This is a genomic window from Dietzia sp. NPDC055877, assembly GCF_053615975.1.
In genome coordinates this window covers 48,242-59,545 of the sequence record NZ_JBSHCV010000020.1, presented here as the reverse complement: position 1 = coordinate 59,545, position 11,304 = coordinate 48,242, and the positions used below count along the sequence as shown (strand labels likewise).

The window sequence follows — 11,304 nt, the reverse complement described above, 5'->3', positions numbered from 1 at the left end:
GGAGGCCAGCCACCGGTCACCCGACTGACCAACCTCCCTGGACATCACAGCTAGCGACGCCGCCGGAGATCACCTGGGCGAGACCGGTAGCCAGTTCTGGCGTGACCACCAGTCCGCCAAGGTCAACGCCATCCGTACCCGTACGTTGATCGAGCAGAGCGATCTGGTCGTGGTGCGGTTCGGCGACAAGTACAAGCAGTGGAATGCGGCATTCGACGCCGGCTACTGTGCGGCCCTCGGTAAGCCCTACGTGACCCTCCACGACGCGGATATCGTGCATCCACTCAAGGAGGTCGACGCCGAAGCCCAGGCGTGGTGCACGACCACCGACCAGGTGGTGGAAACCCTGAAGTACGTCCTCAAGCCCTGATCGGACCGCCGCCCGCTCGGCCGGGCAGACAGGCGCCACCCGGCCGAGTAGGCTGCGCACCCGTGACGGAACCTGCAGCATCGTCCGGCGTCCCACGGCGCCCCTCTCCGATGGGCGGGGGTAGGCCCGGGCGCGAGGACCTGGCACGCTTCGCCACAGACGATCCGCACGCGATGGACGATGTACTGCCCGCCGCCCCCGCGCGGCTCCGATTGCTCATCGTGGGGATCAACCCGGGCCTGTGGACCGCGGCGGTCAACGCACCTTTCGCCCGGCCGGGAAACCGCTTCTGGCCCTCACTTCACCGAGCGGGCCTGACCGACCATCTCGTGGACGCCGCGGCCGGACTCTCGGCCGCGGACGAGCGTCAGCTCACGTCGCGGGGCATCGGCGTGACCAACCTGGTGGGTCGTGCCACCGCCAGAGCGGACGAGCTCAGCCGCGAGGAGCTCCGCGCCGGAGGGGAAAGATTGATCTCGCGGGTCCGCGACCTACGGCCCGACCTCGTGGCGGTCGCGGGAATCACCGCCTACCGGATCTCCTTCGCGCAGCCGCGGGCCACGACGGGACCGCAGGACACGTCGGCGATCCGGGGCTGGCCAAACGGGGTCGCGCTCTGGGTCGTTCCCCAACCGAGCGGCTTGAACGCGCACGAGACCGTCGACTCACTCGCCGGGTACTGGCGGCAGGTCTGGGAGGATCGGTGATCCATCCACAACGCGTAACCTTGAGGTTTGGGTGCAAACCAGGAGGTCGATGATGGCTGTGGTGGTACAGGTGAACTTCCCCATGCAGGGGCCCTGGGGTGCGGAGATGGCGGAGGCGTTCCGCGGGCTCGCGGAGTCGATCAACGAGGAGCCGGGATTCATCTGGAAGCTCTGGATCGAGGACCAGTCGGCCGACCTCTCCGGGGGCATTTATCTCTTCGACACCCGCGAGAACGCCGAGGCCTACGTCAGGATGCACACCGAGCGACTTGCCGGGTTCGGGATCATGGACGTGACCGCCACGTTCTCTGACGTCAACGAGCAGTTGAGCACACTGAACCACGCCTCTCTGGGCTGACCGGCGCTTCCTGCGCCCGTTCCTGTTGCGTGCCCCGGGGCACACCGAGTGGCCGGTCGTGCAGGAGTGTGGTGGAGTTCAGGTGTCAAGGTCCGGTCGCTGTTCGTGTCACGTGGAGTCAGAGTGTCTGCCAGAGGGTCCGATTCCGGTGCGGGGAGAGCTGCAGGGCGTCGCCCGCACACAGGGGCCGGTGGGCACGTCGGTCGCAACCGGATCCGGTCGTCGGGGCGGCCGCCTCCCGCCCACCGGAAGAAGTCGTCGAGGCCTGCGTCGGTATCCCGGTCTGAAAAATCGATGGTTTCGCGCCCGGCCGCCGCCATCACCGTCGACGACGAGCACGCGGGCCGCAGACTCGACAAGTTCCTGCGATCCCACCTCAAAGGCGTGCCGGCGGGCCTGCTGTTCGAGCTGCTGCGCAAGGGCAGACTCCGGGTCAACGGTCGTAGGACCGAACAGAACTACCGTCTTGTCAAAGGCGACGTGATCGAGGTGCCCGCCCTCGATGTGGAGGCCCCTGCCACCGTCTCACCGAGGCCGCCCTCAGCACTTCTGGAACAGATGCGCAGGTGCGTTCTCTACGAGGACGCCGACCTGTTGATCGTGGACAAACCAGCCGGAGTGGCGGTGCACAGGGGGACAGATGTTCCCGCCGGTGTGATCGAGACCCTCCGGCACCTGCGACCCGGCGTGCCCGAACTAGAACTCGCGCACAGGTTGGACCGGGATACCTCCGGGGTGCTCGTCCTCGCCAAGACCCACTCGATGGTCCGGCATCTGCACGAGATGCTCCGCGACCGCGAGGACGAGATCGAACGACGCTACCTGGCGATCGTCTCAGGCCGCTGGCCCGAGGACGTCACGGCGTTGGACGCACCGCTGCTGCGGCGGGCCGCCGAAGTGGTGGTGCACCCGAACGGGCAGCGCGCCGAGACACATGTCGAGGTCCGCCGGAGGGTGGGGAACCGGGCCACGCTCGTGGACGCCCGGCTGCTCACCGGACGAAAGCATCAGATCCGCGTCCATCTCCAGCATGCCGGGCACCCGATCGCCGGAGATGACCGCTACGGTGACCTGCGCTTCAACGCGCTGGTGGAGGAGCGGGGTGGAAGGGGCCTCCACCTGCACGCCACGAAGATGGTGATTCCACTGCCCGATGGCACAGAGCTCGTGGTGGCGGCGCCTATGCCCGGCAAGTGGGAGCGGCTGCCCAAAAAGGGGATCTAGCCGCGCGGGCGGCGGCCACCGGCGGCATCAGCACGGATCGATGTACTCCGCCGACGTGGTGAGCAACCTCGCATTGCCGCCGCGAGCCGCCTTATCGCGGCACAGTTCCGCGGTGTCGTGCGCGTGGTCCATATAGATCGGGTAGACGCGCGCTCCGTCGACACCGGCGCGAAGTGACGGGCACTGGCCCGGGGTGGCGAACTCAGCTCCCGGGTGGCGGTCAAGAAGGGCCGCGATCCCAGCCTGCGGCTGGGGTGTCTCGACGAACGAGTCGAGGATGAGGATTCCCCTGCCGTCACACGGCGGGACGGAGGCGGTCACCAGGTGACCGGAAGACGTGCGAACCCCGCTGACCAGACCCGTGGCCCCGATGAATTCCCGCGGCTGGCCAGCGGGTGCCACCGGTGCCGGGATGGCTGACGAAGTGCCCGTGGAGTCCGGGCCCGGGTGGTTCGAGGTATCGCGCTCGCCGAGGATGGCACCCGAGGTGGTGATGACCCGGCCGGGGCCGCTGATCGTGAACGAGTTGCTGCCGGAGCCACACTCGAGCGTTGCCGCGTCAGGCATGGCGCGCCGCACAGTGCCGATCTCTACAGCCTGACCGGTCTCGAGCCGGGCGGACACCGGCGGCACCCCCTCGACAAACGTATAGCGCAGACCTGCTACGCCGAGTTCGACGGCGCCGGGACGGCCGGGGAAGTGCTCGGTCAGATCCGGTATCTCCGAGACTGGTCTCCCGGTACAGGTCACCGTATCTCCTGCGGAAACGCACAGTCCCACGTGTCGGCCGCCCGTGGAGTAGTTCCACGCATAGACGCCCGGGCTGCTCGGCGCGGCGAAGGCGTCCGGGCCCACGCTGGTCAAGTTGCTCCGCGAGGGGGAGGCCGCGGTGACGGTCGTGGTGAGGGTGGGACTAGCGGATGAACTCGGGATCTGGCTGGTGGGCTGTTCGCTCTGATCACCGGCCTGCCCGGCCGCGCAGCCCCCGGCCAGGAGTGCTGCGCCGATCATCACCAGCGTTCTGGCCATGCCGGCACCTTTCACGCGTCGGACCATTGTGCTGCCTCCCATCCGGGAGGCGGGGTGATGTCGAATGCTCCGCACCGCCACCCGTTGTGGAACTCATCGAAAGCGGAAGGCGGCGAGCCGAGGGCTTCCGCCTGTCGGCACATCCCGGTGAACCAACCGCAATACTCCCGGTCGTTGAAGTAACCGGCCCCTGTGAGAGGGCCGAGTTCGCGGAGGATCTCGTCCGCAACCTGGTCCACGGTCGTGGAGGGCAGGATCTCGAGCTCACCCACACGCGGGAAGGCTCCTTCCGTTGCCCGGAAGACGGCATTCTCGTCGCGTGCCGGCAGGTTCACGCCAGAGCGCAGATTCGCTGCGGTGGTGATCTCAATCCGCCACCAGCCGACGGCACCTATGGAGGGGACAACCCGAAGGCCGGTCAGCCCACGCTCATAAAGCAGTTGCACCGCGGCGAGCAGCAGACGCCAGCACAGGCCGGAGTCGAGATCGGGCTGGGTTCGGGGCATGGCCTCTCCTCGGTTTGATGGCGCAGCCGGGATGAGCAAGGAAGAGGTCGCCGAGTGTTTCGTGCACCTCATGCCGTACATCGGCGTGCCCAAGACCCTGGCTGCGATGCGGTGCCTGAGCGCAGCGTTCGGCGAGTGACATGAGCTGAGTCGTCGTCGTATTCCTCGTCCCACGACACACCGCGCCCCCGTCGGATCACTCCGGCGGGGGCGCGGTGGGTAGTGAGGGTTCAGCGGGAGATCAGGCGAAGGCGCTGTCGAGGTGGTCGTTGAGCGTCTTGCTCGGACGCATCGCGGACTTCAGCTTCTCGGTGTCGGGCTGGTAGTAACCGCCGAGATCGACCGCGTGGCCCTGGACGACCGTCAGCTCCTCGAGGATCGTGTCCTTGTCGGCGTCCAGCTTCTCGGCGAGCGGGGCGAACCGCGCTGCGAGCTCGGCGTCCTCGGTCTGCGCCGCCAGCTCCTGCGCCCAGTACAACGCCAGCCAGAACTGGCTGCCCCGGTTGTCGAGCTCGCCGGTCACGCGCGAGGGCGACTTGCCGTTTTCCAGCAGCTTGCCGGTCGCGGTGTCCAGCGCTTGGGCGAGGATGGTGGCCTTCGGGTTGTCGTATTTGCGACCGAGGTCGTCGAGGCTCGCACCGATCGCGAGGAACTCCCCGAGCGAATCCCAGCGCAAGTGGTTCTCCTCTACCAGCTGCTGGACGTGCTTCGGCGCGGAACCGCCGGCGCCCGTCTCGTAGAGCCCACCGCCGGCCATGAGCGGCACGATCGAGAGCATCTTGGCACTGGTGCCCAGCTCGAGGATCGGGAACAGGTCCGTGAGGTAGTCGCGCAGGATATTGCCGGTCACCGAGATGGTGTCCAGGCCGCGCCACGCGCGCTCGAGGGTGTAGCGCATGGCGCGCACCTGCGACATGATCTGGATGTCCAGGCCCTCGGTGTCGTGATCCTGGAGGTACTTGTTGACCAGCGTGATCAGGTTGTTCTCGTGCGGCCGGTACGGGTCGAGCCAGAAGACGGCGGGCATGCCGGAGGCGCGGGCACGGTCCACGGCGAGCTTGACCCAGTCACGGATCGGCGCGTCGTTGACAGTGCACATGCGCCAGATGTCGCCGGCCTCGACCTCCTGAGAGACCAGGACCTCACCGGTCGCGGCGTCGACGATGTTGGCCACGCCGCCGGTCTCGACCTCGAAGGTCTTGTCGTGGCTGCCGTACTCCTCGGCCTTCTGCGCCATGAGTCCGACGTTTGGCACGGTGCCCATAGTGGTGGGGTCGAACGCGCCGTTGGTCTTGCAGAAGTTGATGATCTCCTGGTAAATCCGCGCGAACGTGGACTCCGGGATGACCGCCTTGGTGTCCTTCTTGCGGCCGTCGGCGCCGTACATTTTGCCACCGATGCGGATCATCGCGGGCATGGAAGCGTCGACGATCACATCCGAGGGGGAGTGAAAGTTGGAGATGCCGCGGGCCGAGTCGACCATCGCGAGCTCCGGCCGCTGCTCGTGGCAGCGGTGCAGCTCCTCGATGATCTCTTCCTTCGTGGCCGAGGGCAGGGTGTCGATCTTGGCGTACAGGTCGCCCATGCCGTTGTTGACGTTGATGCCGAGCTCGTCGAACAGCTCGCCGTACTTTTCGAAGGCGTCCTTGTAGAACACGCGGACGGCGTGCCCGAACACGATCGGGTGGCTCACCTTCATCATGGTGGCCTTGACGTGCAGCGAGAACATGACGCCGGTCTCCTTGGCGTCATTGAGCTGCTCCTCGTAGAACTCCAGCAGAGCCTTCTTGCTCATGAACATGGAGTCCACGACGGTGCCCTCCCGCAGCGGCACGGTCTTGAGGACCTCGGTCTTCCCGTCGGGCGTCACTACCTCCATGCGGGCGTCGCAGTCGCGGTCGAGAATGATCGACTTCTCGCCGGCGTAGAAGTCGCCGTGGGTCATGTGCGCGACGTGGGTCTGCGAGGCCATGGACCACTTGCCCATGGAGTGCGGGTTGGCCTTGGCGTACTCCTTGACGGCCTTCGGCGCGCGACGGTCGGAGTTGCCCTGACGAAGAACCGGGTTGACCGCACTTCCGAGGATGCCGGCGTACCGCTCGGCGGTCTCCTTCTCCTCGTCGGTCTGCGGGTCCCACGGGAAGTCGGGAATGTCGTAACCCTGCGACTGCAACTCTGCGATCGCCTTGGTGAGCTGCGGGACGGAGGCGCTGATGTTGGGCAGCTTGATGATGTTGGTGTCCGGGTCCTGGGTCAGACGACCGAGCGCGGCCAGGTTGTCCTGCACCTTCTGCTCATCGGTGAGTCGCTCGGGGAACGCACCGAGGATGCGCGCGGCCACCGAGATGTCGCTGGTGGTGACATCGATTCCGGCGGCATCGGCGAAGGTGCTGACGACGGGCAGGAACGCCTCGGTCGCCAGGCGGGGGGCCTCATCCGTGAGGGTGTAGATGATCGTCTGTCTGCCATCGGTCATAGGTATCGACTCTTTCGTTTTGTGCTGATCTTGTTCTTGTGGAACGTCGTCATCTCGCGGCACCATCATCCCCCGTATCGCGACGTTGTGGCAGACGCCACCCGGCGACCCGGAGGACTCGGTCGACATCGCTGTTGGTCGCGGTCGTCTCGGTACCCCGTCCAGTGTGGTCTACTCCACGCCCGCGTGCGTCGAAACGTCGCGCGGCCACCCCGTATGTGTCTGATTTCCCGCCCGTGAGCACGCGAACGACCGCGATGTGGACGAGTGCTGATTAGCCTGGATCGATTCGTCGTCCGACGTCGGTGCGCGTCGTCGAGGGCGCCGTCGTGGTGGACGGCGGGGGCGCGTCCCGGGAGTGCGCAGCGCGGCGGCCGGCAGACCACGCGCCCCACAGACGGTGATAGATGCCGTCCCGGGCGAGGAGCTGGTCGTGCGTGCCGGCCTCGACGATACGTCCGGAATCCATGACGAGGATCCGGTCGGCCCGCGAGGCCTGGTCGAGGCGGTGGGCGACCACCACCGCGGACCTGTCGCGGGTCACCTCGTCCGCGGCGTCCTCGAGGGCCCCGGCGCCGGCCGAACCGGCCTCCGCGGTGGCCTCGTCCATCACGACGATCGCCGGGTCGAGGAGGAGAACCCGGGCCAGGGCGACCTGCTGGGCGGCCACCGGGTCGAGCTGGATCCCGCGAGCGCCGACGACGGTGTCGAGACCATCGGGCAGCCGGTCGTACCACCCCCGGGCGTGGACGCGGTCCAGGGCGGTGAGCAGCTCGTCGTCGCCCGCCTCGGGCCTGGCCAGGGTGAGGTCCTGGCGGAGGGTTCCGGAGAACACGTGGACCTCCTGGCTGACGGTGGCCAGGCGCGCGATCCGCTCGCGGTCGGACAGTGTCGAGACCGGATAGCCGTCGACCAGGACCTGGCCCTCGTCCGGGACGAGCAGCCCGGCGAGAAGCGCGGCGACGGTCGTCTTTCCCGCCCCGGAGGCGCCGACGATCGCCACGGTCGTTCCGGGTTCGACGGCGAAGTCGATGTCCCGGACCGCCCACTGCCCGCCGTAGCTGAAGCTGACACCGCGAAGTTCCACCCTGCCGATCGGGGCGCCGACCCCGACATCAGGGAGCGGGACCGGCGGATCGGCCACGACGCCGACGATGCGGGACAGCGAGGCGTACCCGGACTGGACCACATCGAGCACCCGCATGACCATATTCAACGGCCCGCGCAGGCGGATGATCATGAGCACCGCGCCGGTGAGCGCGCCCACGGTGAGCGCCCCGGCCCCGACGAGGTGGTATCCCAGGAGAAGCGCGATCGAGAGCATGAGGAACTCGGCGACGAGCATCCACACGTTGAGGATGAGCATCGTGGTGCGCGCCCGGATGCCCTTGGTGACCACGCTCCAGGAGGCGTTCGCGATCTCGTGATGCATGCGCTCCTCCATCGAGAACGCGCGCACGGTGGCCCGGCCCCGGATGGCCTCGAGGACGCGGTGGGCGCGGTCGGCCATCGCCGCCCGTTCGTCGGCGTAGCGTCCCGGTGCCTTACGGAGGTACAAGCGGGCGGCCAGGACGTAGACGGGCGCGACCACCACCGGGATGAGGATGAACTGCCAGTCCAGCGTGAACAGCGCGATCACCGTCGCCGCCAACGTGAACACCGAGCTGGTGAGGATCGGGATGGTCTCGGTCACCGCGGACGACAGCTCGGAGACGTCGTCCGTGGAACGGCTGACGAGGTCGCCGGAGCCGGCGTCCTCGACGCGGTGGGTGGGGAGGCCGAGTGCGGTACCGACCATGTCCTGACGCAGGTTGGCGATCACCCGTTCGGCGACCCGCGAGACCAGGTAGAAGCCGCAGGCGCTGAGTACCGCACCGGCGACCGCCGCGCCGAAGAGGACGGCCCCGAGTTGCCAGAACGGTCGGGATGACGCGCCGGTGACCAGGTCCACGATCTGGCCCATCACCCGGGGCACCGTGACGGTGGCCCAGGCTCCGAGGCTGAGCAGGATCAGCGCGGCCAGCAGCGCCGGACGCGCATGCCTGACACGGCGGAGCTGGGCCCCCATCTCACGGCGGACCTGACCGGCGGTCGCCAGCGGGAATCGCAGGGCGGTGTCGCCCTTGGCCCGGGGAGGCGGAACATTCGCGACGCTCATCGGGCGACCTCCGTCAGGGCGCCGATGAGCCCGGTCAGGTCCTCCGTGGTCATGTGCGTCGTCGCGACGGCGCTCCAGGCCGGCGCCTCGCTGAACACGAGCGTGATCGCCTCCGTGCGATGCCGGGCCACCTGGTCGGCGATCGTCTGCTCGGTCACCGAGTCGACCGCGGTGGTCGGGTCCTGCAGCACCAGCACCTCGGAGGCGGCGGCCAGGGCGCGCGCCAGGGCGACCCGCTGGCGCTGACCACCGGACAGCATGCGGCCGTTCTCGCCCACGCGTTTGTCGGGGCCTTCGGGAATGTCGTCGCAGGCGGCGATGTGGAGCGCCTGCTCGGCCAGGGACCGGTCCGGGTGGACGTTGTCGGAGACGGTGCCGTCGAACAGGTCCGCGGCGTGCGGGGCGACGATCACGCGGGTGCGGGGCAGGGCCTCGAGGTCGTGCACCAGGGCGGGGTACGAGCCGTGGACGACGGTGATGCCCGTGGGCAGGGCGCCGATAACGTGATCGGCGCGTCCGCTCTCGATCCCCGAGGGACGCTCGAATCCCGCACCGAGGACCTCACGGATCCGCTGGCCCGATGCCTCCGCCGAGGCCCACCTCGAGGCGAGGTTGCGACCGAACATGGTCATGGGGACGACGAGGAACTGCGTCAGGCCCACCACGGTGATCAGTTCGCCGACGGTGATGTGCTCGCCCAGCGCGAGAATGCCGGCCCCCAGGCCGAGGCTGGAGACGAACAGCGCGCCCGCGGCGTCGGTGGCCCCGTTGAGTCGGGCTTCGGCGCCATTGGCGTGAACGGTCTTGGAGTATGCGGAGTCCGACACCGCGTCGTAGCGCCCCCGGACGGTCACGATCGCACCCAGTCCCTTGAGGATGCGTAGGCCCTGCACCACGTCGGTGGCGGTGGCGGCGGCCTCGGCGATCGCCTGCTGCCGGGCGACCGACCGCGTCTGCAGCGGCCGCGCTACGCGGAGCGCCACGACGGCCAGCAGTGGACCGCCGACGAGCGTGGCCAGACTCAGCCACGGGTTGATGGTGAACATCACTGCCGCGCCGTAGACGATGGCGGCGAGCTCGGCCACCGGCATGACGGTCATCATCACGATGTCGCCGACCCGGGTGGTGTCCGAGGAGGCGATGGACAGCAGCCCGCCGGGCGTGCGCTCCCGTCCGGCGAACCCGCGCGGGTCCTGGATGCGGTCGGTCACCAGCGTGCGCAGGTCGTGGCTCACCAGTTGCTGGCTGCGCACGAGCATGAAGCGCGCGGTCCAGTTCGCGGCGATCGCCACCGCGAACACACACGCCAGCATGCCGATCCAGAACCACAGGCTGGCCAGCGACGCGGTCGCCACGGCGTCGTCCACGGCGAGGCCCACGACCACCGGGGTGATGCCGTTGCAGACGAACGCCACGGCCATCGCCCCGGAGGCGAGGAAGCTCCACGGCCGCTGGGAGAGTGCGACCTTGAGAGTCCACCAGCGCGCGTCGACGGGCGGGATGAGCGACCTGTGCCCGCCCGGGCCGGGGAGCGCCGCGTAGTCGACGGTGTTCGCGCGCCCGGTGTCGGAAGAGTTGTCGGGCATGACCGACGATGTTACCGCCGCGCGCCGGGACGCCTGCTCCCGCGAGCGCCTACCCGGCCTTCGCGCCGAGACTGCCGTTGTGTGCCGCGCGACCGCCCACGATCTCGACCCCGCCCAGAAACGCGACACCGAACGCGAGCAGCGACTGCCCGGAGGCGTCGAGGGTGTCCTCGACCGATCTCAACCACCCCCGTACGAGCGGGTCGGGCAGTCGGTGCCGCGCCGAGAGCGCGATGACGAAGCTCGGGGCCGGGATCTCGGGGAGGATCCTCATGGACTCCTGGCGGTCGCAGGCGGGTTCGGACCAGTCCGCGTCCGCGGCCAGCAGGGGCGCGGGCAGGCCGACGTCGTACTCGTCGCACGGGAGGATGAGCAGGGAGTTGCGTAGCCGATCTCGGTAACCCACCACCAGGTCTATGACACCGGCGGCGAGCGGCCCGTCGTCCAGGGGCATCGTGTTCCAGTTCTCGGGAAGCTCTTCGAATCTCATGCGATCGAGTCTTCATCCGATGAACAGGCGGGAACACCCCTGTAAGCCGATCAGTGGATTTCGCGATCTCGCCTGTGGAAGCCGCGATCCACGGGAACCACGAGCTGCGCTCGCGCGTCGTCGCCCCCGGTCTCGCCTGCCGGTTCCGAGGGTGACTCCATCGCGCAGCCCGACGCCGACTGGTTCAGCCGTTCAGCCTCGTTCTCATGCCCACGGCGGACGCCGAGGGGCACACGCCCCCGCTGTTCCAATCCTCAGCCGACGCGGAGCCCGCCCCCGTCGAGTTCGCGTTCCGGTCCGCAGAGCCGCTCTCCGACGGCAGTGTCTGGTTGCGCTATGACGTGGTGGGCGAGATCGAAGCGTCCTGAATCGAGACTTTTTTCGCCGTTGTCCAGCGGGT

At 68.3% G+C, this 11,304-nt stretch carries 10 protein-coding genes and 2 pseudogenes; 6 read left to right on the top strand and 6 right to left on the bottom strand.

The window, feature by feature from the left end:
* Positions 1-40: 40 nt before the first annotated feature.
* The 4 genes and pseudogenes from ACWGLC_RS15715 to ACWGLC_RS15700 form a co-directional block, all read left to right on the top strand.
* A pseudogene (locus ACWGLC_RS15715) lies at positions 41-370 on the top strand (YtoQ family protein); the annotation flags it as partial.
* Positions 371-480: 110 nt separating this feature from the next.
* Positions 481-1,077 carry a mismatch-specific DNA-glycosylase gene (locus tag ACWGLC_RS15710; protein ID WP_452100761.1) on the top strand — a complete coding sequence of 199 codons (597 nt, stop codon included), beginning with the start codon at positions 481-483 and terminating at the stop codon, positions 1,075-1,077.
* 52 nt (positions 1,078-1,129) lie between these two features.
* Positions 1,130-1,435, top strand: coding sequence for a monooxygenase (locus ACWGLC_RS15705; protein WP_452100758.1), 306 nt, complete (start codon positions 1,130-1,132; stop codon positions 1,433-1,435).
* A gap of 294 nt (positions 1,436-1,729) precedes the next feature.
* Complete coding sequence (locus ACWGLC_RS15700; RefSeq protein ID WP_452100757.1) at positions 1,730-2,659, top strand: RluA family pseudouridine synthase; 930 nt, start codon at positions 1,730-1,732, stop codon at positions 2,657-2,659.
* A 27-nt stretch (positions 2,660-2,686) separates the two neighbouring features.
* Here ACWGLC_RS15700 and ACWGLC_RS15695 read toward each other — a convergent pair whose 3' ends face one another.
* Together ACWGLC_RS15695 and ACWGLC_RS15690 are read right to left on the bottom strand one after the other, a co-directional pair.
* Positions 2,687-3,688 carry a hypothetical protein gene (locus tag ACWGLC_RS15695; protein ID WP_452100756.1) on the bottom strand — a complete coding sequence of 334 codons (1,002 nt, stop codon included), beginning with the start codon at positions 3,686-3,688 and terminating at the stop codon, positions 2,687-2,689.
* Positions 3,689-3,699: 11 nt separating this feature from the next.
* Complete coding sequence (locus tag ACWGLC_RS15690; RefSeq protein ID WP_452100755.1) at positions 3,700-4,194, bottom strand: hypothetical protein; 495 nt, start codon at positions 4,192-4,194, stop codon at positions 3,700-3,702.
* A 25-nt stretch (positions 4,195-4,219) separates the two neighbouring features.
* Between ACWGLC_RS15690 and ACWGLC_RS15685 the strand changes: the two are divergent.
* Positions 4,220-4,333, top strand: a pseudogene (locus ACWGLC_RS15685) (carboxymuconolactone decarboxylase family protein); the annotation flags it as partial.
* 102 nt (positions 4,334-4,435) lie between these two features.
* Here the strand turns inward: ACWGLC_RS15685 and ACWGLC_RS15680 are convergent.
* The 4 genes from ACWGLC_RS15680 to ACWGLC_RS15665 form a co-directional block, all read right to left on the bottom strand.
* The gene (locus tag ACWGLC_RS15680) at positions 4,436-6,670 is read right to left on the bottom strand and encodes an NADP-dependent isocitrate dehydrogenase (protein ID WP_452100754.1); all 2,235 of its coding nucleotides are present in this window, start codon (positions 6,668-6,670) and stop codon (positions 4,436-4,438) included.
* Positions 6,671-6,944: 274 nt separating this feature from the next.
* Positions 6,945-8,828: an ABC transporter ATP-binding protein gene (locus tag ACWGLC_RS15675; RefSeq protein ID WP_452100753.1), complete on the bottom strand. Its 1,884-nt coding sequence runs from the start codon at positions 8,826-8,828 to the stop codon at positions 6,945-6,947.
* Positions 8,825-10,414 (bottom strand): ABC transporter transmembrane domain-containing protein, encoded by a 1,590-nt coding sequence (locus ACWGLC_RS15670; RefSeq protein ID WP_452100752.1) that lies wholly within the window; start codon positions 10,412-10,414, stop codon positions 8,825-8,827. The genes ACWGLC_RS15675 and ACWGLC_RS15670 overlap by 4 nt, the downstream gene beginning before the upstream one ends.
* Positions 10,415-10,463: 49 nt before the next feature.
* A complete protein-coding gene (locus ACWGLC_RS15665) occupies positions 10,464-10,904 on the bottom strand; it encodes a hypothetical protein (RefSeq protein WP_452100751.1) in 441 nt (146 codons plus the stop codon).
* Between the two features lie 206 nt (positions 10,905-11,110).
* Here ACWGLC_RS15665 and ACWGLC_RS15660 point away from each other — a divergent pair, with 206 nt between their 5' ends.
* The gene (locus tag ACWGLC_RS15660) at positions 11,111-11,272 is read left to right on the top strand and encodes a hypothetical protein (RefSeq protein WP_452100750.1); all 162 of its coding nucleotides are present in this window, start codon (positions 11,111-11,113) and stop codon (positions 11,270-11,272) included.
* The last annotated feature ends 32 nt before the right edge of the window (positions 11,273-11,304 follow it).

Coding starts and splice junctions, on each gene's coding strand:
- ACWGLC_RS15705 (WP_452100758.1), top strand. CDS start 1,130: ATGGCTGTGGTGGTACAGGTGAACTTCCCCATGCAGGGGCCCTGGGGT.
- ACWGLC_RS15675 (WP_452100753.1), bottom strand. CDS start 8,828: ATGAGCGTCGCGAATGTTCCGCCTCCCCGGGCCAAGGGCGACACCGCC.
- ACWGLC_RS15695 (WP_452100756.1), bottom strand. CDS start 3,688: ATGGCCAGAACGCTGGTGATGATCGGCGCAGCACTCCTGGCCGGGGGC.
- ACWGLC_RS15660 (WP_452100750.1), top strand. CDS start 11,111: ATGCCCACGGCGGACGCCGAGGGGCACACGCCCCCGCTGTTCCAATCC.
- ACWGLC_RS15700 (WP_452100757.1), top strand. CDS start 1,730: ATGGTTTCGCGCCCGGCCGCCGCCATCACCGTCGACGACGAGCACGCG.
- ACWGLC_RS15665 (WP_452100751.1), bottom strand. CDS start 10,904: ATGAGATTCGAAGAGCTTCCCGAGAACTGGAACACGATGCCCCTGGAC.
- ACWGLC_RS15690 (WP_452100755.1), bottom strand. CDS start 4,194: ATGCCCCGAACCCAGCCCGATCTCGACTCCGGCCTGTGCTGGCGTCTG.
- ACWGLC_RS15680 (WP_452100754.1), bottom strand. CDS start 6,670: ATGACCGATGGCAGACAGACGATCATCTACACCCTCACGGATGAGGCC.
- ACWGLC_RS15710 (WP_452100761.1), top strand. CDS start 481: ATGGGCGGGGGTAGGCCCGGGCGCGAGGACCTGGCACGCTTCGCCACA.
- ACWGLC_RS15670 (WP_452100752.1), bottom strand. CDS start 10,414: ATGCCCGACAACTCTTCCGACACCGGGCGCGCGAACACCGTCGACTAC.